Genomic DNA, 23,417 nt, shown 5'->3' on the forward strand with positions numbered 1-23,417 from the left:
TTATTTTTTATCTTCAAGAAGATGATCTTTTTACTTGCAGTATTTTGTAATCAGCTCATCGACATTCGGATCACCCAATTCTTTCGCTTTCTTAAAGTTGCCGCAAGCTTCATCTGTCTTCTTCAGCTGTATCTGGCAAAGTCCCAATAAACGGTAAGCCTCACCATATTTGGGATCAGTCTTCAATATATTATTCAAAATCTGAATGGCTTCTTCATACCGTCCTACACGGAGGTTTACAACCGCATGCTCTGCCTGATAGGTGAGGTCTGTCGGATTCATCTCGATGGCCTTGGCAATATCGTCTAAAGCGCGTTGAAACTGACGGGCTTTCAAAGCTGCCTGTTCGCGATAATAATAGAACACGTCGTTCACTTCTCCTTTGACTGCCGTATGGTAAGCATCATAATCGAGCATTGCATTTCGCGCCTGACCGGCATTCATATTCATCTGCGCACGCTCCAACAAGTATGGAGCAAAGTCGGCCGTAATCGGTTGCGGGCAACGGGCAATACAGCTATCCATTAAGGCTACCACTTCTTTCGGATCCCCTTTCAACAGTTCCTTCGTTTTGGCAGCACTAAAGAAAGTGGCCGGAGAAGCAATATTGCTGGCATTTACCTTTTCATAAGCAGCCAAAGCACCGGCATAGTCTTGTTGGGCAAACAGTATATCGCCTTCCATTTGAGTGTAAATTGGCAGCGGATCAATAGCGATTGCCTGACGGACATTCTTCAAAGCGGTGTCATACGTCCAGTCTTTGTAAGTTTTCTCCGGCTTCGATAATTGATAAGCATACATCAGCTTACCGATATTATAATATACATCATCTTTCTTCTGGGCTACTTTCAGTGCCTGATTAAAGTCGGCAACGGCTTTATCATACCAGGTCTGGTCGTCTTTACCTTTAGATGCATAATAATTGGCACGACGGAGATAACCATCTGCATTGGCAGGGAACTGGCGGATGAAATCGTCCAACAGCTTTTCATAGTCCTCGCCCGAGAGGCTCGAAGAGGCCATAAACAGATATACTAATGCCTGATCTTCCGTTTCGGGTAAACCTTTCCGAATACCAATGCTTTTCAAGGCAGCGTCTCCCAAAGAAAGGGCACTGATTTTCTGCGACATGGCAAAAGCAGCTCCCGCCGCATAGCAAGTAGTCACCGTATCGATACCGGATGATTTCTGCGCAATACCAAATACCTGACCTTCCGCATTCATCACCGGGCAGCTCACCATCTTATCTTTCATCTGCATACTCAATGTATAATAATGGTATTCGCCGGCTACTTTGGAAACATCTTTCACCTTACCATTGACACAAGCAATGCTTTTCTGCGTAGAATAAGGAAGCATCCACGCTTCGGCTCCTGCCACCGGGGCTGTTTTGGCAATGATCAGCGCAGGCACTTTCTTCTCGGTGATAGCCACACGGAACTTAATAACATCATACATGTCATTCGCTCCCAGTATCAGGCTGACCGGCATCTGTTTGCCTTCGGAAGTAATCACCACCGCACGTTCGGCTCCTTTAAAAAGAGTATAATCTGATAAAGCCAATCCGTCTTCGGACACAAAGAATCCGTTTCCCGTATTCAGCATTTTATCATTCTTGTCATAAGTCACTATTGAGAAGACTGCACGTTTTGCCTTCTCTACCCATTTTGGGGTTTGTGCCATGCTTCCCTGTACCAGGAAGAAAAGCAGCAAAGGTAGAATTAAAATCTTCTTCATATCAGTCATTGTTTCTTTGTTTCACAGCTTCGTAAATCAGGATACCGGCAGCTACAGAGACATTCAGGGATTCGATGGTGCCCAGCATCGGAATTTTCACCCATTCATCACAGAGGGCAAGGTTTTCATAAGAAACTCCTGTATCTTCCGCTCCCATTATGATGCAGAGAGGACCTGTATAATCAGCTTTGGTATAGTCATAATCCCCTTTTTCGGTAGCAGCCACAATGCGGAAACCACTGTCTTTCAGATATTGCAGAGTCGAACGGAGGTTCTGTTCACGGCATACAGGAAGAGTATGTAGCGCTCCTGCCGACGTTTTCACGGCATCAGCATTGACTGACGCACTGCCTCGAACAGGAATAATCACAGCATCGACAGCTGCACATTCGCAGGTACGTGCAATTGCCCCGAAATTGCGTACATCGGTCACTCCGTCGAGCATAACAAAAAACGGATTTTTTCCTTGCTCAAACAAGAAAGGAACAAGATCCTCCGCTTTCTGATAAGTCACAGAAGAAATGAAAGCGATCACTCCCTGATGATTTTTACGGGTTATACGGTTGATACGTTCTACCGGAACACGCTGAACAGGTATCAGCGTACCTTTCAAAGCTGCAAAAAGCTCCTTGGAAAGATCACTTTGAATATCTTTCTTCACGAGGATCTTATCTATCTCTTTTCCAGCCTGAATGGCTTCTATCACGGCACGAACGCCGAAAATCATTTCACTTTTATCTAACATCTGGTTGATTTACTATTTTACTATTTACTATTCACTATTTATCAGTTGCGGGCAAGCAGGGATTTGGCATTGCTAAGGGCAGCTTCGGTGAGAGTGGCGCCGCTAAGCATGTGAGCTATTTCCTCTACCCGTTCTTCGTCAGTGAGACGGCGGATATGGCTGTTGGTTTCCGTATCGCTGTCTTTTTTGTATACCTTATAATGAGCACGCCCACGGGCAGCAATCTGTGGCAGGTGGGTAATACTGATTACCTGACGGTTGCGGTCGCCCATTTCCTGCATCATGTCCGCCATACGGTCGGCTATTTCACCGGAGACTCCGGTATCTATTTCATCAAATACGATGGTCGGCAGCTTGACGGCTCCGGCAATCATTGCCTTGATGGAAAGCATGACACGGGCAATTTCACCTCCTGAAGCTACGGAAGAGATATTCTGCAAAGTGCCGTTCTTATTGGCGGAAAACAGGAAGTTGACTGTATCTTCTCCTTGCAATCCCGGCTCTTTTTTCAGTCCCATTTCGATCAGGAAACGAACATTCGGCATTCCTAATGGAATCAACCGGGCGGCCAGTTGTTTTTCTACTTCACGCGCAGCTTTCGCACGGGCCTTGGTCAACACTTCCGCCTGTTGTTTCACTTGTTTATATTGTTCCTCTTTACGAGCAGTCAGTTCGGCAATACGCTCATCATAGGAAGTGATGTCCGACAATTTGCTGCGGTATTCATCCGTTAGCGCTATCAATTCGCCAAGGGTTTGTGCCCGATGTTTCTGCTGTAAGGAATAAATCAGATTCAACCGTTCATTCACTTCGTCCAGACGGACCGGATTGAATTCAACGGAGTCACTTTGTAAAGAGACTTCGTGCGAAATATCTTTCAGTTCGATATAAGCACTCTCCATACGTTCGGTAAGTTCCTTGGCCGGCTGATATACTCTTTGCAGATTATTCAGCGTATTCAGGCTATCTTTCAGGTAAGAAAGCAATCCGCCTTCATCCGAAGCAAACGACTGTTCCACCCGGTAAAGTCCGGCTTTTATCTCTTCCGCATGACTTAATGTTTCAGCTTCCTGCTCCAGTTCTTCCTGCTCACCTTCCACCAAACAGGCTTCTTCGAGCTGTTCGAGTTGGAAGCGGATATAATCTTCATCGGAGCGGCTTTTCTCTGCCAGCGACACTAATTCAGCCAGTTCGCGGTCTGTCCGTTTCCATTCATCATAATACAGATGGTATTTCTCCAATGCTGCATCATTATGTGCCAGAATATCAAGCACATTCAACTGGAATCCTTCTTTATTGAGCAATAAATTCTGATGTTGCGAATGTACATCTATCAACTGTTCGCCCAGCTCTTTCACTTGTGACAGCGAAGCAGGAGTATCGTTGATGAATGCCCTGCTCTTACCGGAAGCTTGTACCTCACGACGCAAAATGCACTCTTCATCATATTCCAACTCGTTTTCTTCGAAAAACGGACGCATACCATAGGCAGATAGATCGAAACGTGCCTCTATGATACATTTGGAAGCTCCGTGGCGAATCGCTTTCACATCGGCACGCTGTCCTAGCAGGAGTCCGATAGCTCCCAGAATAATTGATTTTCCGGCTCCCGTTTCACCTGTTATAACGGAAAAGCCTGTTTCAAAACTGATATCCAGTTTTTCTATCAATGCATAATTCTGAATGTATAGTGAACGTAACACCTTATATTTAATTAAAAATTGAGAATTGAAAATTAAAAATTCGAAGATAGGGTGGCTACCAGACGGTCGATGATGTCCTGGGCTACTTCTATTTTCGGTTTCAGGGAATAGTCTGTACGACCTTTCCTGTCGATGATACTTATTTTATTGGTATCATGGCGGAAACCGGCTCCAGCGTCATTCAACGAGTTGAGCACGATAAAGTCGAAATTTTTGCGTTCGAGCTTTCCTTCGGCATTCTGCTGCTCATTATTGGTTTCGAGGGCAAAGCCAACCAATAACTGATTTTTCCTTTTTAGTGCTCCTAAATTGGCAGCGATGTCTTGTGTTGCCTGAAGATGGAGGGTTAGTTCCTCTTCTTTCTCCCGCTTAATCTTCTTGTCGGCCACTGTTTCCGGACGATAGTCGGCTACTGCCGCGCAAAGAATACCTGCATCAGCATCTGGAAAATAGATCTGTGAAGCCGCATACATTTCTTCTGCTGATTCCACATCTACACGCCGGATACGGGAATGTTGCGTTTTGAGCTGCACAGGACCTGTTATCAATGTCACCTGCGCTCCGCGACGGGCACATTCTTCTGCTAATGCGAATCCCATCTTTCCGGAAGAATAATTGCCTATGAAACGCACCGGGTCAATCTTTTCGTAAGTCGGTCCGGCTGTAATCATCACTTTCTTTCCGGATAGTTCGTCACTCGAAGCGAAGAATTCATCCAATACCCGGATAATGTTTTCCGGCTCTTCCATACGTCCCTTTCCCACCAAGTGGCTAGCTAACTCTCCTGTTCCCGGCTCGATAATGTGATTACCGTAGGAACGCAATATATCCAGATTTTTCTGGGTGGCGGGATGGGCAAACATATCGAGGTCCATTGCCGGAGCAACAAACACGGGAGCTTTTGCCGAAAGATAAGTTGTTATGAGCATATTGTCGGCTATTCCATTTGCCATTTTGCCGATAGTAGAGGCGGTGGCAGGTGCAATCAGTACAGCATCCGCCCACAGTCCGAGATCGACGTGGCTATTCCACGTTCCGTCACGCTGAGCAAAAAACTCACTAATGACCGGTTTGCTGGTCAAAGCCGAAAGAGTGATGGGAGTAATAAATTCTTTTCCCGCCGGAGTAATGACAACTTGCACTTCCGCTCCTTGTTTTATCAGTCCGCGAATGATATAGCACGCCTTATACGCGGCAATACTGCCGGTAATTCCAAGAATTATTTTTTTTCCTTTTAGCATTATTTTGTAATCAAATTACTCATTTCACGCAAACGGATTTTTGTCAATGCCGCCTTAGTGTTCAGCGTGAAATCACTATTCAAAATCCAACTGTAATATCCGGGATCTTTCTTCAAAACCTCGGCTACAGACATTCCTTTATATTTTCCGAAGTTGAATACTTCCACTCCATTATCATCGTACACCATGCGTCCGGCAAAGTCTACATTCTTGCTGAAACTTGAATAATCTGCCAGGAACGCAATATCATTCTGAAGATCGGAGTAACGGTCGAGCTGTGCTTTCAGCACTTCGTAAGTGGCCCGTGTATCTGCTTCGGCAGTGTGTGCATCTTCCAGATTCTTGTCGCAATAGAATTTATAGGCAGCAGACAGGGTGCGTTGTTCCATTTTGTGGAAGATCACCTGTACGTCTACAAATTTGCGTTTCGTCATATCAATGTCCACTCCGGCGCGAAGGAACTCTTCGGCAAGGACAGGAATATCAAAACGATTGGAATTAAATCCTGCCAAATCGCAACCTTCAATGTCCCTGGCTATGTTTTTCGCCACTTCTTTGAAAGTTGGGCAATCGACTACGTCGGCATCATAAATGCCATGTATAGCAGAAGATGCTTCCGGGATATGCATTTCAGGGTTGATACGTAATGTTTTTGCTTCTTCATTTCCATTCGGATATACTTTCAGATAGCAGATTTCAACAATTCGGTCTGTGTTGATATTGGTTCCGGTTGTTTCTAAATCAAAAAAAACAATGGGATTTTTCAGGTTTAATTTCATTTCTATTTTTTTATTGGGTCACCACAGAGGACGCAGAGGACACAGAGGGTTATTTAACAAATATTCAAATTTATCCTCTGTGTCCTCTGCGTCCTCTGTGGTGAATTAACATTAATCATTTAGCATCATCGGCATCAGCAGCATCAGCAGGTCTTCGTTTTCTTCCTGCTCTACCGGGATGATTACTCCGGCACGTGAAGGATCCGCCAGTTCGATGACTACTTCGTCTGCTGAAATGTTGTTCAGGATGTCAATGAGGAATGTCGATTTGAAACCGATGCTCATTGCTGCACCTGCATACTGGCAAACTTGTGTTTCTTCAGCAGAAGTAGAGAAGTCAATATCTTGTGCGGAAATCACAATCTGGTTTTCCTGCATACGAAGTTTTATCAAGCTACTTGCCTGCGACGAGAAGATAGACACACGACGCAAAGCTCCTACCAACTGCTGGCGGTCTACGGTGACTTTGTGCGGGTTGTTCTGCGGAATTACCGAGTTGTAGTTCGGGTAACGTCCTTCAATCAGACGACAAACCATCCGGTAGCTTTCGAGCATGAATACAGCGTTGCGTTCATCGAATTCGATCGTCACTGTGCCTTGTTCTTTCGGCAAAAGATTTTTAAGCAACGTAGCCGGTTTCTTCGGAAGGATGAAAGCTGCACGCTCGTTACCTTTGGCTGCCAATGTCTTGCAACGCACCAGTTTATGACCGTCTGAAGCAACCATTGTAATATCTTCTGTAGTAATATCGAAATAAATACCGTTCATCACCGGACGAAGTTCGTCATCGGCAGTAGCAAACACCGAACGGTTGATACCTCCCAGAAGTACACTTGCTTCCATCTCTACACGGACTGCATTATCACCCAATGTAGCCGATTGCGGAAATTCATCCGCATTCTGCCCCATCAGGCTGTATTTTCCGTTCTGGTACTGCACTGTTATTTCATAATTATCCGGATTGATTTCGAATGTGAGTGGCTGTTCCGGGATTTCTTTCAGTGCATCAAGCAATGTTTTCGCTACTACGGCAAAACGCCCGTTCGTATCGCTTTCATTCACTTCTACGGTAGTCACCATCGTTGTTTCACTGTCGGATACAGTCACAGACAATGTTCCGTCTTCCAATTCGAAGAGGAAACAATCGAGAATTGGCAGCGCATTTTTTGAATTAATCACACGGCTGATGGCCTGTAAATGGCTGGAAAGAGCAGTACTTGAAACGATAAATTTCATATATTTTCGTGTATTTAAGTTTTAAATGTTCTATCGCACAAAGTTACGAAAAAAGATTTGGGCTGCCCAATAAAACAAAAGAAAAAAACAGGCATTGTGTGAGGGATATTACTAAAAAATTGTAACTTCGCCGCAGAATTTAAAATTATCGCAATGGAATTTACAGGAAAAATCATCGCTATCCTCCCCCCGAGAGGCGGAGTTTCAAAAACTAGCGGCAACGAGTGGAAATCACAAGAGTACGTTATTGAAAACCATGATCAATATCCGCGCAAAATGTGTTTCGACGTATTTGGTGCAGACAAAATCGAGCAATTCAACATTCAAATGGGTGAAGAACTGACCGTATCATTCGACGTTGACGCCCGCCAATGGAATGACCGTTGGTTCAACAGTATCCGCGCATGGAAAGTAGAGCGCGTCAGTGCAGGTGCTCCAATGGCTTCTGGTTCTCCCGTTCCTCCCCCGGCTCCATCGGCTATGCCCGAATTTACTCCGGGTGATGCAAAAGACGATCTGCCATTCTAAACTGAAAGTCATTCATCCGACGCATAAGCATAAAAACTCTCGACGGGATAATCCTATCGGGAGTTTTTTTATAATTGAAGATATTTTTATTCATACAGATAATCCGCTCCAAAACCATAGAGATAAACAATTGTATATAAACCGTAATTTTTATTCTGATTTATATTTCAAAATAATATTGGGATATACTACTCCGTCCGTACAGGCAAACTGGACAAAGAGTGTAAAATTACGGAAGAAGCCGGCATTATGCAGAAAGAAATCCGGTATGAAACGGACATAATTTTCCGATTGCCGGAATACGTGGTCGAAATCTGCCATCAACATAAAATGGTACGAATCAGACAAGTGATCCATACCCGTCTGATAAGCTATTGCACCATTGAGCACTTCACCTTTATCCAATTGACGAATATAATGCGACAGACTGTTCTCATCCGGAGCAAGCAACAAGCGTCCACCATAAAATGCCGCATACATATCCAAAGTCGGCTCTACGAAACCGGTCAGTTGTTTAAACAAGGTTGTTTGAGGCAACCGATAGACCAAGTATGCCTTATTTACAGTATAACAAAAAGTAATTCGGGGAGTTTTTCTTCCTTCATCTGCCGGAGCAGTATTGACAAGGGTACGAAGCATTCTTTCAGCCTCCGTCACATCTGCCACAGACAGGCTCAAGACTGCCGCCGCATCCTGATCCTGTAACGTATCTTCACGCAGAAAGAGACAGGCAACCAAGTCCTGTCCGGCATTTTCCATCAGATAGCGAGAAAATTCTTTATCTCTATTCTGCACTTCGCTCGTGCGAACCGTCTCATTCTGCTCCTGCGCATTTCCATAAGAAAGCAAAGATGTCCAGTCCGCAATCCCCTGTCTGCTAAAATAGAAAGCAGTAGAAGGCAGTGCCTCACCCGGGAAGCCTTTGACTGATTGCTGTTGGCGAAGCTGGTTTATAAATGCAAAGCAAGTATCCGCATCGTGAGTAATGCCGGAGAAATAGATAAAATCATCTTTCATCTTCATATCAAATTCCGTCCATCCCATCATCCCTTTCATACGGGTATAGATTGTGGCGGCCGCTGCACTTTTTTTCGGAGCACGCACCCCTGTAAAGGTAGGATCATCCGCCAGCGATTTGCCACTCTTATATGCATCAATAACGTTTTCAATCAGTTTTTTTTGAAAACTTAATGCCATAAAGTCAGACTTCAGATAGCAGGCAAGAAAATCACCATCCGCCATCGGGTAAATGATTATTTCCTCTCCTTTGTAAGCAAATGTTTTCGGCGGATAAAGCGAAGATATATATTTACGCACAAACTTGTTTACCAACTCCTTATCCCCATTTCCCAATCTGCAATAAAGTATCTGGTTCCGTTCGTTATCCGGTTCATGGAAACTAATCAGCATCTGATTCATTTGCCGGCTCAAACCATGAGGAGTATCTTCCGAGAGGGCATAAAGGCTTTGTTTCAGATAAGAAAAAAGTTTGGACACATAAAGATATTGCTGATTTTTACTACAAGTCAGATCATCGACCTCCGCTACAAATTCGAGCACATCATCAGTAACAAACACGGCTGAAGTGGTGGACGGAACCAGTTCATAAAGATTAAAATCCTTCTGCCCTTCGGCCGCCGACAGTCTAAAAAAAGAGTACAATGCGAAACCTGAGCACAAAAGTACAACAGAAGACGTGATCGCTATTTTCACTATCGTACGAAGTTTCATAATATTCGCTGTTTATCGGCTAAGTGCAAAAATAATAATTTCTACAAAGAAAACAAAACTTTTGCTAAAAATTTCACCGATAATCAAAGATAGATATCCAATCCGTCGAATGCCAGGTGAATATTTTCCGGAAGGCTCTTTTCAACCTCCGCATGTAAGCCCATATCATGACTCATGTGTATAAAGTACGTCTTCTTTGCTTGAATGCGCCGCGCCACTGCCAATGCTTCTTCCAGATTCTGATGGGTAGGATGCGAGGCAATCCGAAGTGCATTCACTACCAAAACATCTATTCCCGCCAATTGTTCATAAGATTCTTCGGGCATAGTCAACATATCAGTGATATAACCTAATTGCCCGATACGATATCCCAAAATAGGCAATCGCCCATGCATCACACGTAAAGGAAGCACCTCCGTGTGGTTAACAGAAAAGGCCTGCCCCACAGAAATTTCCTGCAAAGGAATGTCGGGAACGCCCGGATAACGATGGTCGACAAAGCAATAGGGCATACGCAAACGCAAGCCTTGCGCCACATAATTTTCCGCATAAATAGGCACTGAACCAAACCGGCAAAACGGACGTAAATCGTCCAACCCGCCCACATGGTCATAATGTTCATGCGTAATGAGCACACCATCTATCTTCTCAAAAGGAAGATGCAATACCTGTGTCCGGAAATCCGGACCGCAATCTATCAAAATCCGCGCATCATCTGTCTCGACAATAGCAGATGCACGCAATCGGTTATCTTTCGGATCGGCAGAAGTACAAACCGGACATGTACAGCCGATTTGGGGTACTCCCGTCGATGTTCCACTTCCAATGATTCTTACTTTCACTTGTTTAATTGAGAATTGAAAATTGAGAATTAAAAAATAATAGTTGAGAATGAGAATTTTGGAATTGAGAACGAAAAAAAGAAAGGTTATAGAGTATTTCTACACCTGAACACTTTTCATTATTCATATAGCTATTCTTCATTCTCAATTTTTACTTCTCAATTTATTAAGTTAACTTCCGGGTGGATATCAATGCCGAACTTCTCACGAACAGAGGTTCGAACTGCATCTGAAAGCGCAAGGATATCGCTACCTTTTGCTCCACCAAGATTCACTAATACCAGTGCTTGTTTATCATGCACGGCAGCCGGACCTAAAGCCTTACCTTTCCAGCCGCATTGATCGATCATCCATCCTGCCGGGATTTTCACCCGACCGTCTGACAGCTCATAGTATGGTATCCGGGGATATTCCTGCTGCAAGGCTTCCAGTTTTTCTTTCGGCACAATGGGATTCATAAAGAAGCTGCCAGCATTACCCATTACTTTCGGGTCGGGCAACTTGCTCTCACGAATCTCAATTATCACTTTCCGTACAACAGAAAGCGTCAATGCCGGATATTTTTCAAGCTCCTGACGAATGGTTCCATAATCTAACGTATAATATTCTTTTTTACTAAGCCGGAAACGGACATAGGTGACAAAAGCCGACTTGTTTTCCGGACGTTTAAAAATACTGTTACGGTAGGTATACCCACACTCTTCCACCGAATAAACGCGTTCTTCAGCTTGAATGTTCACTGTTTCCACTGCTGTTATCAGATCTTTCACTTCAACGCCATAAGCTCCAATGTTTTGTACCGCACTCGCTCCCACTTCACCGGGAATGAGCGACAGATTCTCCGTTCCATACCATCCATGTTCTACGCAATATGCAACGAAGTCGTCCCATACTACCCCCGCTCCCACTCGTACCGATACAGAGTATTCATCTTCTTCCGTCACTTCGATTCCTTCAATGCGGGAATGGAGTATCAATCCGTCGTAATCTTTGGTAAACAGCAGGTTACTGCCGCCACCAATATGCAAAAAAGGTGTCACAACGGCACCTTGCACAATCAGCTTCTTCAATTCTTCAACCGAAGAATATTCTAAAAAACGAGCGGCACTGACATCGATGCCGAATGTATTGTAGGGCAAAAGAGAATACATATATTTCTAGTTATAAGTTATACTGTTATAGTGCGTCGTAACCTGTATCAGATACTTGTATCTTCAAACTTATACAATTCCCATTCTCCGGCTTTCCGGCGGAAATAAAGGATATTGGAAAAACCATTGCCGATACCTTTCAACGCCAGAATTTTCGTGGGCGAATCATCGCCATTCCGCTGTCCGTAATTAATATTAGAAAGGCGGTCGACAGGAAGTACCGGTTTGAAGGCAAACCACTGATTAAGATCGAGGGTTGTCTCCAAAATGGAGAAATCATCGTCCGGATCGCTAGTTACAAAAGCTAACGGCTCCCTCACACGCTGACTCTGAAAAAGACTATCCGTTGCAAAATGTCCGAAAAACTCAACAAAGTTCTCATTATCACTTTGCTCAATGGGCCGCAGGTTGATTGCCTCCAGCATCCATGCACCTTTGATACGTTCAAAATAGTATCTTTTCACCATTCGCGTTTTCACGAACATCCACTCTACCTGCACAGAAGTGAGGGAGGTATCTCCTACTAAATCCATGTCTTCTTCTCTATCAAACAGCAGAGTATAATAATGCTGCTTGGTAAACAAGTCATCATGCTTCCAGTTGCGTTCCTCGATGTTTGATTTCTTATCTCCATTGTAGTAGGGCAATGGAAATTTCACACGCTGACGCTGTAACACTTCATCGGAAGCAAAATTGTAGATAAAATCATCGAAAGATTCATCTGCCTGTATAGGCTGCGGATCTTCCGGCGATTTATCATGGTGGCTAGAATCGGCTATCTGCCGGATTGAATCCACCTCTTTAGTAATAGATGCGAAAGGGTCAATATTTGTTTTCTTGTTTCCACAAGAGCTCAATATACCGAGCAGTATGACCCCTGCAATTAGTTTTTTCATTATTTCAGTTTCTCTCTTAACTTTTCAAGCATATCTACCGTCATGCTTTCCAAATTGTAGGCCGGCTTCCATCCCCACTCTTCACGAGCGCAGGTATCGTCCAGGCTATCGGGCCAGCTATCGGCTATACGCTGTTTCAGAGGATCTATATCATAGATCATCTCAAACTGCGGCACATGCTTCTTGATAGCCTGATATATCGTTTCCGGGTCGAAACTCATGGAAGCGATATTGAAAGCATTGCGGTGTATCAATCTTGCCGGATCGGCTTCCATCAGCGTAATTGCTGCGTTCAGCGCATCCGGCATGTACATCATATCCATTAAAGTGCCTTGCTTAATGGGGCACACAAACTTTTCTCCTTTCACTGCCGAGTAGTAAATATCGACAGCATAATCAGTCGTACCTCCTCCCGGAGGGGTCACATTCGAAATAATGCCCGGGAAACGGACAGCACGGGTATCGACACCGTATTTATTAAAATAGTAATCACTCAATAACTCTGTCGTTACTTTGGTGACTCCATACATGGTACGCGGACGCTGAATGGTGTCCTGCGGTGTTTTCGTGTGAGGCGTACTAGCTCCAAACGAACCGATAGAACTCGGAGTAAACACTGCGCACCCTTGTTCACGTGCCACTTCCAGCACATTCCACAATCCGTCGATGCCTATTTTCCAAGCCAACTTGGGTTTCGACTCGGCAACTACGGACAACAGAGCAGCCAAATTATAAATCGTATCAATGTGATACTCTTTTACTACAGATGCAATTGCATCGCCATCTGTTACATCAGCAATTGCCGACGGTCCCGACTCCTTTAATTCCCCTTTAGGTTCTGCACCCGGAATATAACCTGCTACTACATTTGCATTTCCGTAACGTTTCCGTAGCTCCATCGTTAGCTCCGACCCTATCTGTCCGGTAGCTCCAATAATCAAAATGTGTTCCATTTTTTCTTCTGACTTAGAATATCAAGCTTAAATAGTGCGCAAAGTAAGCACTTTTTTTTCAGATTTTAATCAAAAAGACATTGTTATTCCAAGAAAAATTGTGTCCTTTGCAATATAACTTAATCACCCAAACACTATGTACGGTAAAATGCAAGAATATCTCCGCCAAACATTGGCTGAAATCAAGGAAGCCGGACTTTATAAAGAAGAACGACTGATTGAAAGTGCGCAGCAAGCTGCCATCACTGTAAAAGGTAAGGAAGTATTAAACTTCTGCGCAAACAACTATCTAGGATTGTCCAATCATCCCCGATTAATCAAGGCTTCACAGGAAATGATGAATAACCGTGGATACGGAATGTCGTCTGTCCGTTTCATTTGTGGAACACAAGATATACACAAAGAACTGGAAGCTGCTATCTCGGACTATTTCCAGACTGAAGACACGATTCTGTATGCTGCCTGCTTCGATGCTAACGGCGGTGTATTCGAACCGCTTTTCTCCGAAGAGGATGCCATTATCTCGGATTCGCTAAACCACGCTTCTATCATTGACGGGGTACGTCTTTGCAAAGCGAAACGTTACCGTTATGCCAATGCTGACATGAAAGACTTGGAAAGATGTCTGCAAGAAGCGCAGGCACAACGCTTCCGTATTATTGTTACGGACGGTGTGTTCTCAATGGACGGCAATGTAGCTCCGATGGATCAGATTTGTGATCTTGCCGAGAAATACGATGCGTTGGTAATGGTGGACGAATCTCACTCTGCCGGTGTGGTAGGTGCCACTGGTCATGGCGTAAGCGAGTTGTATAAGACTCACGGACGTGTAGATATTTACACAGGAACGTTGGGTAAGGCTTTCGGCGGTGCACTGGGAGGATTTACCACCGGACGCAAAGAAATCATTGATTTACTCCGTCAACGCAGCCGCCCGTATTTGTTCTCCAATTCATTGGCTCCGGGTATCATCGGTGCAAGTCTTGAAGTTTTCAAGATGCTGAAAGAGAGCAATACACTGCATGACAAGTTGGTTGAAAATGTAAACTATTTCCGTGATAAGATGACGGCTGCCGGATTTGATATTAGACCGACACAAAGTGCTATTTGTGCGGTAATGCTGTATGATGCGAAACTGTCTCAAATTTATGCTGCACGCATGCAGGAAGAAGGGATCTATGTAACAGGTTTCTACTATCCGGTAGTGCCGAAAGATCAGGCCCGCATCCGTGTACAGATTTCTGCAGGACACGAAAAAGCACATCTTGACAAGTGTATCGCTGCCTTTATCAAGGTAGGTAAAGAGCTTAACGTATTGAAAACGGAATAACTCCGAAGCAAGGTTTCCTTGCAGAATCCATTTTTAGGCACGGATTACACGGATTACGCTGTTGCTTTATGCAAGCATATTTCTAAAAACCGTGAAATCCGTGTAATCCGTGCCTAAAAAATCTCTTTTATTTAATGAATTTTGAACCGCTGCTTAACTATAAAAAGATTATGGAAGAATTAACCCTCACTACTCCTACCCTGCTTTTCTCGGCAGTTTCATTGATTTTACTAGCTTATACCAACCGTTTCTTATCGTATGCCCAACTTGTACGCCAACTACGTGACCGCTACGTGGAAAACCCTTCGGATATCACTGAAGCTCAAATCGAGAATTTACGGAAACGGTTGAATCTGACCCGTACAATGCAAGGACTGGGTATTGCAAGCCTTTTTCTCTGCGTAGTCAGTATGTTTCTTATTTATATCGGACTGCAATTATTTTCCGCTTACGTATTCGGACTGGCACTGATTCTGTTGATAGCTTCTCTAGGCGTATCTTTCCGCGAAATACAGATTTCCACCCGTTCACTGGAGATTTACCTGGGAACAATGGAGAAAGGGAAAAACAAGAAATAATACGGTTGGCATTCCCTTCCATTAGTTTTTATCAAGACACTACCCGGCAAGGAAGGATGACCGTAAAGCGACTTCCCTTGCCTACTTCGGATTTGAGTTCAATCCTTCCACCCAACTTTTCTATAATCACCTGACAAATAGAAAGTCCCAATCCTGCTCCCTGTGAGAATTCGTTCTGTTTGTAAAAACGGCTAAAAATCATCCGTTGTTCTTCACGTGGAATACCCTTTCCGGTATCTTCTACATAAATCCGCACGTTACCTTCATCCGGTAGATAAATATACCCTAATTTGATATACCCGGTTTCCGTAAACTTACTGGCGTTATTCAAGAAGTTTGTTAGAACTTGTATCAAACGCTCCCTATCCACATTAATCTCCAAAGGTATATTATCCACTTCTTTCAGGAATTCCAGACGTGGGGCAATCAATACCTGGTGAGTCATATAAATGTCATCAATCAGCTCTCTCACCCTACATTTCTTGAATGAGAAAGACATATAGCCTGATTCGATACGGGAAAGCTCCAGAATATCGTTAATCAGTTTGAGCAGCAACTCGCTGTTCTTGTTAATGGTACCGATATATTCTTCGCGTTCTACGGAACTCAACCCATCTTCCAATGCCAGAATATTGGCAAAACCAACAATCGAATTAAGCGGAGTACGTATCTCATGGCTCATATTTGCCAGGAAGGATTGTTTCAATTCTGCCTTTTCAGCGAGCAAGCGCGCAGCTTCCAGTTCCTCTTCACGATCCTTTATATCTTGTATGTTGAGCAGCAAACCTGCTGTTTTATATTCGCCACCCGGTAGCTGTTTAGTAGTATAACGGAACTCCCACCACTGATATCCTTTACCGTCGAAGTTACAAAGCTCCCGTACTACTTTCTTTTGGGCTGTTTTCAGATTTTGCCAGTTGAACTTCACTCCTTCCCAATGATCGGGATGAATAAAGCTCATGAATTCCTTAAACGAAAGTTGTCTAGGATTCAGCCCTTGCGACGACCAGAATGCATCTTCAAAAACAAAACAACCGTTATCCAATCTCCAAGCATACGTCATTCCACCCTCAATAGCTAATGACAATGTTTCTTTTTCATCAGCCAATGCTATAAGCGCCTGTTTTTTTCTCGTCTGTTCCCGAAGGTATAACCACCAAAGCGAAGCAAAAAGAAATGTCAGGAAAAGAATTAGTGAAGCGACTAAAGTTCCCCAAAGAAATGGATACTTGTCTCTGAACGGAATATTAATAATGCTATATTTTGCAGGAATACTTTCCTTGCCCAAGCCAATTTGTTTCATTGTATTCCAGTCTACGACATACTCTTTCCGACTTTCAACAATGGGTATATCCGAGGGGCTTGTACCATGTAATATGCGAACGGCAGTTTTCACTTCTTCTTCTACCTGAATAGGTAGCGAAGTGATGTATCCACCCAACAACTTCTCACCAAACCCAAAGGCTTCATTAATGGCTGTCAGACTGGGACTACCGCAGATGCTTCCAATATTAATAGTGGTGTAATCACGTTTCAACTGAATATAACATTGGTCGCGGTAGCTCCTGTTTAAAACCCACATAAAAGTGGCATCCGAATGATTTCTGGCATTACGCAAAGGAATAGCCATGAAGCGGGTATAACCTTCTTCCTGCACCAAACGTATCTGTTCTTCCGGAGAAAGTTCAGGATTATCTATGAATCCGGTCACTTTACATCCTTTAAACTGCTCCTTTGCATCTCGTCTGATTTGTTTGTCGATATAGGTAGTGTCGAGCATGGTAAACAAGCGGACGTGCTCACCGAAGAGCTCTTTTGCCACACTGATATTCTCATTAAAGGCTATCTTGTCATGAAAACCTGTCACGTTGGGATGATGTTTCAACAATCCCCAATTCGGATAATTGACACCACCAAAAACCACAGGCACTTCTTTCGCCAACTGAATTCCACATTTCATCAATGAATAAGTGGCCTGGTCTTCATTCACCAGAATCACTTCCGGTCGCCAGTCTCTCGAAACGGAATCAACCAGAAAGCGCATCCGTTCCAGTTCCGGTTCCTCCCAATAAGATTCACAGTCTAAATAAACGGTACGAATATCAGCATCAATTTTCTCTTTTTCAAATTGCTCCGCTATCATCCGGTTAAATTCCGGATAAGCTGCATAAGTTTCCTCATAAGAGTGGACAACTAAAATACGTCGTTCCTCTTTTTGAGAACAACTACTCACCCCTAAAAGGAGCAATAAAGATAAAAGGAGCAATCTTACAATTCCTCTGTTCAAACCATTCATTTATAATAACCGGGATTAATTTCTCTCTGACTCGTAATACAAAGGTAGTTTATTTTCGAACATAAGCCAAATAAGTGAAAAAAAAGAAGCTGCCCGAACTGGAATTCAGGCAGCTTCTATAATATATTAAAGAACTATTTTCAGAGTAACATCATTAACGCTGTCCCAATTGTGAGTCTACAAAGAAAATTCCGGTATCACCGGCTTTCTTGATCTTGTCAACAATGCCTTGTGCTGTAGCTTCTTCTTCTACTTGTTCACGAACAAATCCCCACAAGAAATCCTGTGTCGCTTTATCCTTTTCAGCAGCAGCTACGTCTACCAGCTTGTCTACCAATTGAGAAACATGACATTCATGTTTGTAAACGTGTTCGAATACTTCCAAAGGAGTACCCCATCCGTTAGGAACAACATCTATTTTATCAACTTTAGCAGCTCCTCCACGCTTGATAATATAATCTGCCATGGCATAAGCATGTCCCATTTCTTCTTGAGATTGCTTTTTCATCCAATGAGCAAATCCACTGAAACCTTCTCTCTCGAAATAGAAAGACATTGCTAAATACAGGTTAGCAGACCATATTTCAGCAGTAATCTGTTCGTTAATTGCATTCTGTAATTTTTCTGAAATCATAATCGTATTTTTTATTAAGTTGTTAATGTAGTTTCTTTTTGAACTCATTACAAAAATAACAAGCTTTCAGTTAAAATTGTTCCACGCACCCTACATTTTTAAACTACATTCACACTTTGATTGTAGCGGTTCACTTTTTACTTACACCAGTTCGTCAGAGGTATATCCTTTCGGCAGTTCACGGCAGTTATATCCGGAAGCCATTATTTCACCATAAGCACCGGCAGAGCGAAGGGCTATCAAGTCACCACGCTTCACTTTGTTCAGGTCAATCGCTTTTCCGAAAACATCCGACGATTCACAGATCGGTCCTACCACGTCGTATGCTTCCAATGGTTCTTCGGAAGTAATATTTTCCATTTTATGGAATGCCTGATACAGAGCCGGACGGATAAGATCGGTCATGCCAGCATCCAAGATGGCAAATTTCTTCCGAGCACCTTGTTTTACATACAGAACTTTAGAAATTAAGGAACCGCACTGTCCTACAACAGCACGCCCCAATTCAAAATGTAACGTCTGATAAGGACGCAATTTCAGTTGCCCGGCATAGGTAGCAAAATAGTCTTTGAAGTTCGGGATAGCCTGACGGTTGGGATGTCCATAGTCAATACCCAAACCACCTCCTACGTTAATATGTTCTACCAGAATTCTGCGAGCTTCCAATTTATCCTGTAATTCATTAACACGATTACAGAGAGCTACAAAATCGCCCATATCCAGAATCTGCGAACCAATGTGGAAGTGAAGGCCGATAAACTTTACGTTTTTCATCTCCTGTGCCACATCTATCACCTTGTCCATATCCTGCATACTGATACCGAATTTGTTTTCTGCCAAACCGGTAGTGATATTTGCGTGAGTATGTGCGCCTACATCCGGATTGATACGGAAAGCAACATTAGCCACCTTATTTTGAGCAGCAGCCAATTCATTGATTACTTCCAGTTCGGGAATAGACTCTACATTGAAACAGAAGATTCCGTACTCCAGCCCGAGGTTGATTTCCCAGTCCGCTTTACCTACTCCTGCAAAAACGACTTTATTGGCCGGGAATCCTGCACGGATAGCGGCGCGGATTTCTCCACCGCTCACACAATCGACTCCCATTCCGCTCTCACGGATGATAGTAAGTACTTTCGGGTTGGCATTTGCTTTGACAGCGTAATGCACTGAATAATTAGGATATTTGGCAACCTCATGGTTAATAGCCGACAATGTATCACGCAGCACTTTGGTATCGTAATAATAGAAAGGTGTCTGCAAAGTGCGGAATTTATCGATTGGAAATATTCCCTTCATAATTCGAAAAACTTGTTTAGTTGGTTAAAAAAGAGCGCTTTTATCAGTTCGGTAAAAGCGCTCGTGTTATTTATGGAATTACTTGCCGTTGAAAAGCATATCGCTCAACGATTGTAAAGCTACTTTCTTATCGCACTCCCGAATGAGGAAGGAGATATTGTAGTTACTTCCCCCAAACGAAATCATTCGCACCGGTATATCACGCATCGCATCGAGTGCTTTTGCTTCAAAACCGACATTTTCCCATTCAAGGTCACCTACAACACAGATGATACACATTCCTTTATCAACGGTTACTGTTCCGTATTTCTTCAGGTCATCCAGAATCTCATTAAGATGTTTCGTGTTATCTATCGTAACAGATACACCGACCTCTGACGTACAGATCATATCGATGGATGTCTGATAACTTTCGAAGATTTCGAACACCTTACGCAAGAAACCGTGAGCCAATAACATGCGGCTGGATTTGATCTTGATAGCAGTAATGTTATCTTTTGCAGCTACTGCCTTGATCTTACCTTTTTCCGTATCGTTGGAGATTAATGTACCCGGAGCTTCCGGATCCATTGTGTTCAACAGACGGACAGGGATATTGGCATATTTAGCCGGCTGGATACAAGTAGGGTGCAGAATTTTTGCACCGAAGTAAGCCAACTCGGCTGCTTCCTCAAAATGAAGCTGACGCACCGGAGCGGTCTTGTCAACAATACGCGGGTCGTTATTGTGCATACCGTCGATATCTGTCCAGATCTGGATTTCGGAAGCGTTCACTGCTGCGCCGATCAGAGAAGCGGTGTAGTCGCTACCACCACGTTGCAGGTTGTCTATCTCACCGTAAGCATTGCGGCAGATGAAACCTTGCGTAATGTAGATCTCCGTATCCGGATAAAGATCGAGTTGAGCACGTAACTTATCCTTAATATATACGGGGTCCGGTTCTGCATTCTTATCAGTACGCATGAATTCCAAAGCCGGAAGCAACACGGACTTCACACCACATTCCTGCAGGTAGAAGTTTACCATCGCCGTAGAAATAAGCTCTCCCTGTGCCAAAACCACTTTCTCTTCGAACAAAGTGAAAAGGTCTTTAGTATAGGAGCGGATGTAGTCGAAGTGGGATTTGACAACTTCAAGACCTTTCTGTTTATATTCCTGGGTTGCAAAAAGCTCATCAATATGCTGTTTATATTTTGCTTCCAGCTTATTAATAATCTCGTTGGCACCCTCCGGATTCTTCTTATACAGATAGTCCGAAATTTCCACCAATGTGTTTGTTGTTCCTGACATAGCAGAAAGAACAACAATCTTCTGTTCACCATCGGTAATCAATTTGGCTACTTCCTTCATGCGCTGAGCAGAACCTACGGAAGTTCCTCCAAACTTTAAAACTTTCATTTTCGTTACTGTTTTAGTTATCTATATTTAAATCTATTTCTATTGTTCTCTGTCTGGGCATATATTCATCGGTCACATCTACAATCTGATGGTCGGCACAACGATATACCCTGCCCGGATAATCTTTCAGCAGTTGCAAATTGTGCGTCGTCATCACTACCGATGAGCCGGATTCGCAGATATTGTGCAACAATTCAACGATAGCTTTACCTGTCTCTACATCCAGATTTCCGGTAGGTTCATCCGCCAGGATGATAGCCGGAGAATTGAGTACGGCACGTGCAATCACAATGCGCTGCTGTTCGCCACCGGAAAGTTCGTTCGGAAGTTTATAACCTTTGTTGGACATTCCTACCAGTTGAAGCACTTCTTCAATGCGATCCTGTATCTCCTGTTTGTTTTTCCAACCTGTGGCACGAAGCACAAATTCCAGGTTATTATATACAGTACGGTCTGTAAGCAACTGAAAATCCTGGAATACAATGCCTAATTTGCGGCGCAGCTGCGGGATATGCTTACGTTTGATAGATCGCATATTATAGCCCAGCACTTCCGCTTCACCGTCAATTACGTCCAGTTCGCCATAAAGAGTCTTGAGCAGACTCGTTTTTCCCGAGCCTACTTTTCCGATCAAATAGACAAACTCTCCTTTGTGCAATTCCAGATTTACATCACTTAGCACACAGAGTTCCTGTTGATGGATTTCTACGTTCTTATATTGTATCAACGCCCCGTCATCCATGCCGACTCCCGTTTTAATTTTAATTTCTAATCTTTACTTATTAATGCTTCTTCCATGTACTGCTATGTCTTTCCTGCAGTTCACGTGCAAGATCTTCAATGCGATAGCCTTTTGAAGCAAGCAATACAATCATGTGATAAATGAGGTCGGCTCCTTCGTAGATCAAACGTTCGTCAGTACCGTTCGTTGCTTCGATCACTGTTTCCACAGCTTCCTCACCTACTTTTTGAGCTATCTTATTGATTCCCGACTCAAACAGACTGGTCGTATAAGAACCTTCGGGCATTTCTTCGTGACGCTTGTCTATGAAGTTCTGCAATTCTTTCAGGAACATGACCGGTTCTTCGTTTTTCTCCCCCCAACAAGTATCTGTGCCTGTATGACACACAGGGCCTATCGGTTCTACTTGAATCAGTAATGTATCATTGTCGCAATCGGCCTTTATAGATACAACATGAAGGAAGTTACCGCTTTCTTCACCTTTTGTCCATAAACGATTCTTCGTACGGCTAAAGAATGTTACTTTTCCGGTTTCTACCGTTTTATCATAAGCTTCTTTATTCATGAAACCCAGCATCAAGACCTTACGTGTCTCGTTGTCCTGTATGATAGCCGGAACGAGTCCGTTCATTTTATCGAAATCCAATTCCATTTTTATATAAGTTCTAATTACTATTTCAATTTACAATTACTATCTATCGCCTACGAATGTTTTTTTTACCTGATGGTAATTCCTTCGCCGCAGCCTAAAGGCTAATTTTTGCAGCACAGCAATTACCTGATGGTAATTCCTTCGCCGCAAAGATACGATTTTAATTCGGGAATTTTAATTTCTCCGAAGTGAAAAACACTGGCAGCCAATGCAGCATCTGCCTTTCCCTGTAAAAAGACATCACGGAAGTGCTCCTTACAGCCCGCACCTCCCGAAGCTATGATGGGAATGGAGAGCTGATCCGCTAAAGCAGCAAGTGCTTCATTTGCATAACCGGCTTTTACACCATCGTGATTCATGCTTGTGAAGAGTATTTCTCCTGCTCCGCGTTCCTGTGCCTCTTTAGTCCACTCGAACAGGTCTTTATCCGTTTCGATGCGCCCTCCGTTCAGGTAACATTTCCAACCATTTTCGGTCTGTTTAGCATCCACAGCCAACACACAAACCTGTGAGCCGAAATTCTTTGCAATTTCGTCAACCAACCGGGGATTGCGGATAGCGGAAGAATTGATAGAAATCTTATCCGCTCCTGCATTCAGCAGACGATCTACATCACTTAATTCATTGATTCCACCACCTACGGTAAATGGGATATTGATATTAGCAGCAATCCGTTTTACCAATTCCGTAAAAGTCTTACGTCCTTCATGGCTTGCAGTAATGTCCAGAAAAACAAGTTCATCTGCTCCCTGTTCACTGTAAGCACGGCCTAACTCCACCGGATCACCGGCTTGGCGCAAGTTGACAAAATTCGTTCCTTTCACGGTTTGTCCGTCTTTTATATCCAGACAAGGTACTATTCTTTTTGCTAACACAATCCTATTTTATTTATTGTTCAACAATTTATAATCTATATTCCTGAAGCTTGATTCTTATCTCCCTT

The 23,417-nt window shown here is 43.4% G+C and carries 21 protein-coding genes; 3 read left to right on the forward strand and 18 right to left on the reverse strand.

Annotation, left to right across the window (positions count from 1 at the left end; genetic code table 11):
• Positions 1-30 precede the first annotated feature (30 nt).
• The 6 genes from AB3G73_RS07495 to dnaN all read right to left on the reverse strand — a co-directional run bounded on the left by AB3G73_RS07495 (position 31) and on the right by dnaN (position 7,441).
• Positions 31-1,737 carry a serine protease gene (locus tag AB3G73_RS07495; RefSeq protein WP_148364973.1) on the reverse strand — a complete coding sequence of 569 codons (1,707 nt, stop codon included), beginning with the start codon at positions 1,735-1,737 and terminating at the stop codon, positions 31-33.
• 1 nt (position 1,738) lies between these two features.
• Positions 1,739-2,482 carry a 23S rRNA (guanosine(2251)-2'-O)-methyltransferase RlmB gene (gene rlmB, locus AB3G73_RS07500; RefSeq protein WP_148364972.1) on the reverse strand — a complete coding sequence of 248 codons (744 nt, stop codon included), beginning with the start codon at positions 2,480-2,482 and terminating at the stop codon, positions 1,739-1,741.
• A 41-nt stretch (positions 2,483-2,523) separates the two neighbouring features.
• Complete coding sequence (gene recN, locus AB3G73_RS07505; RefSeq protein ID WP_148364971.1) at positions 2,524-4,185, reverse strand: DNA repair protein RecN; 1,662 nt, start codon at positions 4,183-4,185, stop codon at positions 2,524-2,526.
• Between the two features lie 32 nt (positions 4,186-4,217).
• Complete coding sequence (coaBC, locus tag AB3G73_RS07510) at positions 4,218-5,426, reverse strand: bifunctional phosphopantothenoylcysteine decarboxylase/phosphopantothenate--cysteine ligase CoaBC (RefSeq protein ID WP_367744229.1); 1,209 nt, start codon at positions 5,424-5,426, stop codon at positions 4,218-4,220.
• A complete protein-coding gene (locus AB3G73_RS07515; protein WP_004297028.1) occupies positions 5,426-6,205 on the reverse strand; it encodes a 3'-5' exonuclease in 780 nt (259 codons plus the stop codon). Before AB3G73_RS07515 ends, coaBC begins: the two co-directional genes overlap by 1 nt.
• A gap of 111 nt (positions 6,206-6,316) precedes the next feature.
• The gene (gene dnaN / locus AB3G73_RS07520) at positions 6,317-7,441 is read right to left on the reverse strand and encodes a DNA polymerase III subunit beta (RefSeq protein ID WP_004297029.1); all 1,125 of its coding nucleotides are present in this window, start codon (positions 7,439-7,441) and stop codon (positions 6,317-6,319) included.
• 153 nt (positions 7,442-7,594) lie between these two features.
• Between dnaN and AB3G73_RS07525 the strand changes: the two genes are divergently transcribed.
• A complete protein-coding gene (locus tag AB3G73_RS07525) occupies positions 7,595-7,969 on the forward strand; it encodes a DUF3127 domain-containing protein (RefSeq protein WP_087318232.1) in 375 nt (124 codons plus the stop codon).
• Between the two features lie 150 nt (positions 7,970-8,119).
• Here the strand turns inward: AB3G73_RS07525 and AB3G73_RS07530 are convergent, their stop codons facing one another.
• From AB3G73_RS07530 to AB3G73_RS07550, 5 genes are all read right to left on the reverse strand, one after another.
• A complete protein-coding gene (locus AB3G73_RS07530) occupies positions 8,120-9,700 on the reverse strand; it encodes a DUF3352 domain-containing protein (protein ID WP_367744239.1) in 1,581 nt (526 codons plus the stop codon).
• An 83-nt stretch (positions 9,701-9,783) separates the two neighbouring features.
• Positions 9,784-10,542 carry an MBL fold metallo-hydrolase gene (locus tag AB3G73_RS07535; RefSeq protein WP_148364968.1) on the reverse strand — a complete coding sequence of 253 codons (759 nt, stop codon included), beginning with the start codon at positions 10,540-10,542 and terminating at the stop codon, positions 9,784-9,786.
• Positions 10,543-10,700: 158 nt separating this feature from the next.
• Positions 10,701-11,693 (reverse strand): UDP-N-acetylmuramate dehydrogenase, encoded by a 993-nt coding sequence (gene murB / locus AB3G73_RS07540; RefSeq protein WP_148364967.1) that lies wholly within the window; start codon positions 11,691-11,693, stop codon positions 10,701-10,703.
• A 47-nt stretch (positions 11,694-11,740) separates the two neighbouring features.
• Complete coding sequence (locus AB3G73_RS07545) at positions 11,741-12,589, reverse strand: DUF4348 domain-containing protein (protein ID WP_217721042.1); 849 nt, start codon at positions 12,587-12,589, stop codon at positions 11,741-11,743.
• Positions 12,589-13,542, reverse strand: a complete 954-nt coding sequence (locus tag AB3G73_RS07550) for an NAD-dependent epimerase/dehydratase family protein (RefSeq protein WP_148364965.1) — start codon at positions 13,540-13,542, stop codon at positions 12,589-12,591. Before AB3G73_RS07550 ends, AB3G73_RS07545 begins: the two co-directional genes overlap by 1 nt.
• A gap of 136 nt (positions 13,543-13,678) precedes the next feature.
• Between AB3G73_RS07550 and kbl the strand changes: the two genes are divergently transcribed.
• Positions 13,679-14,872: a glycine C-acetyltransferase gene (kbl, locus tag AB3G73_RS07555; RefSeq protein ID WP_367744243.1), complete on the forward strand. Its 1,194-nt coding sequence runs from the start codon at positions 13,679-13,681 to the stop codon at positions 14,870-14,872.
• Between the two features lie 170 nt (positions 14,873-15,042).
• Positions 15,043-15,450, forward strand: coding sequence for a DUF2721 domain-containing protein (locus AB3G73_RS07560; RefSeq protein WP_149939683.1), 408 nt, complete (start codon positions 15,043-15,045; stop codon positions 15,448-15,450).
• A gap of 31 nt (positions 15,451-15,481) precedes the next feature.
• On the opposite strand, the gene AB3G73_RS07565 is transcribed toward AB3G73_RS07560, so the two are convergent.
• From AB3G73_RS07565 to hisF, 7 genes are all read right to left on the reverse strand, one after another.
• Positions 15,482-17,746: a sensor histidine kinase gene (locus tag AB3G73_RS07565; RefSeq protein WP_321020127.1), complete on the reverse strand. Its 2,265-nt coding sequence runs from the start codon at positions 17,744-17,746 to the stop codon at positions 15,482-15,484.
• A gap of 154 nt (positions 17,747-17,900) precedes the next feature.
• The gene (locus AB3G73_RS07570; protein ID WP_099146809.1) at positions 17,901-18,380 is read right to left on the reverse strand and encodes a ferritin; all 480 of its coding nucleotides are present in this window, start codon (positions 18,378-18,380) and stop codon (positions 17,901-17,903) included.
• 141 nt (positions 18,381-18,521) lie between these two features.
• Positions 18,522-19,682 (reverse strand): diaminopimelate decarboxylase, encoded by a 1,161-nt coding sequence (lysA, locus tag AB3G73_RS07575; RefSeq protein ID WP_099146808.1) that lies wholly within the window; start codon positions 19,680-19,682, stop codon positions 18,522-18,524.
• 78 nt (positions 19,683-19,760) lie between these two features.
• Entirely contained in the window at positions 19,761-21,080 is a 1,320-nt protein-coding gene (locus AB3G73_RS07580; protein ID WP_099146807.1) for an aspartate kinase, read from the reverse strand.
• A gap of 13 nt (positions 21,081-21,093) precedes the next feature.
• Positions 21,094-21,822 carry a cell division ATP-binding protein FtsE gene (locus AB3G73_RS07585; protein WP_004304028.1) on the reverse strand — a complete coding sequence of 243 codons (729 nt, stop codon included), beginning with the start codon at positions 21,820-21,822 and terminating at the stop codon, positions 21,094-21,096.
• 40 nt (positions 21,823-21,862) lie between these two features.
• Positions 21,863-22,474 (reverse strand): bifunctional phosphoribosyl-AMP cyclohydrolase/phosphoribosyl-ATP diphosphatase HisIE, encoded by a 612-nt coding sequence (gene hisIE, locus AB3G73_RS07590; protein WP_320978900.1) that lies wholly within the window; start codon positions 22,472-22,474, stop codon positions 21,863-21,865.
• A gap of 122 nt (positions 22,475-22,596) precedes the next feature.
• Positions 22,597-23,349, reverse strand: coding sequence for an imidazole glycerol phosphate synthase subunit HisF (gene hisF, locus AB3G73_RS07595; RefSeq protein ID WP_009000029.1), 753 nt, complete (start codon positions 23,347-23,349; stop codon positions 22,597-22,599).
• Between the last annotated feature and the right edge of the window lie 68 nt (positions 23,350-23,417).

This window comes from Bacteroides sp. L008, from assembly GCF_040812255.1.
In the GTDB taxonomy this organism is placed as follows: Bacteria; Bacteroidota; Bacteroidia; order Bacteroidales; family Bacteroidaceae; genus Bacteroides; species Bacteroides vicugnae.

What these genes read in the sequence shown, in the direction of transcription:
- AB3G73_RS07495 (WP_148364973.1), bottom strand. Translation starts at nt 1,737, where the DNA reads ATGAAGAAGATTTTAATTCTACCTTTGCTGCTTTTCTTCCTGGTACAG.
- rlmB (WP_148364972.1), bottom strand. Translation starts at nt 2,482, where the DNA reads ATGTTAGATAAAAGTGAAATGATTTTCGGCGTTCGTGCCGTGATAGAA.
- coaBC (WP_367744229.1), bottom strand. Translation starts at nt 5,426, where the DNA reads ATGCTAAAAGGAAAAAAAATAATTCTTGGAATTACCGGCAGTATTGCC.
- AB3G73_RS07515 (WP_004297028.1), bottom strand. Translation starts at nt 6,205, where the DNA reads ATGAAATTAAACCTGAAAAATCCCATTGTTTTTTTTGATTTAGAAACA.
- dnaN (WP_004297029.1), bottom strand. Translation starts at nt 7,441, where the DNA reads ATGAAATTTATCGTTTCAAGTACTGCTCTTTCCAGCCATTTACAGGCC.
- AB3G73_RS07525 (WP_087318232.1), top strand. Translation starts at nt 7,595, where the DNA reads ATGGAATTTACAGGAAAAATCATCGCTATCCTCCCCCCGAGAGGCGGA.
- AB3G73_RS07530 (WP_367744239.1), bottom strand. Translation starts at nt 9,700, where the DNA reads ATGAAACTTCGTACGATAGTGAAAATAGCGATCACGTCTTCTGTTGTA.
- murB (WP_148364967.1), bottom strand. Translation starts at nt 11,693, where the DNA reads ATGTATTCTCTTTTGCCCTACAATACATTCGGCATCGATGTCAGTGCC.
- AB3G73_RS07545 (WP_217721042.1), bottom strand. Translation starts at nt 12,589, where the DNA reads ATGAAAAAACTAATTGCAGGGGTCATACTGCTCGGTATATTGAGCTCT.
- AB3G73_RS07550 (WP_148364965.1), bottom strand. Translation starts at nt 13,542, where the DNA reads ATGGAACACATTTTGATTATTGGAGCTACCGGACAGATAGGGTCGGAG.
- kbl (WP_367744243.1), top strand. Translation starts at nt 13,679, where the DNA reads ATGTACGGTAAAATGCAAGAATATCTCCGCCAAACATTGGCTGAAATC.
- AB3G73_RS07560 (WP_149939683.1), top strand. Translation starts at nt 15,043, where the DNA reads ATGGAAGAATTAACCCTCACTACTCCTACCCTGCTTTTCTCGGCAGTT.
- AB3G73_RS07565 (WP_321020127.1), bottom strand. Translation starts at nt 17,746, where the DNA reads ATGAATGGTTTGAACAGAGGAATTGTAAGATTGCTCCTTTTATCTTTA.
- AB3G73_RS07570 (WP_099146809.1), bottom strand. Translation starts at nt 18,380, where the DNA reads ATGATTTCAGAAAAATTACAGAATGCAATTAACGAACAGATTACTGCT.
- lysA (WP_099146808.1), bottom strand. Translation starts at nt 19,682, where the DNA reads ATGAAGGGAATATTTCCAATCGATAAATTCCGCACTTTGCAGACACCT.
- AB3G73_RS07580 (WP_099146807.1), bottom strand. Translation starts at nt 21,080, where the DNA reads ATGAAAGTTTTAAAGTTTGGAGGAACTTCCGTAGGTTCTGCTCAGCGC.
- AB3G73_RS07585 (WP_004304028.1), bottom strand. Translation starts at nt 21,822, where the DNA reads ATGGATGACGGGGCGTTGATACAATATAAGAACGTAGAAATCCATCAA.
- hisIE (WP_320978900.1), bottom strand. Translation starts at nt 22,474, where the DNA reads ATGGAATTGGATTTCGATAAAATGAACGGACTCGTTCCGGCTATCATA.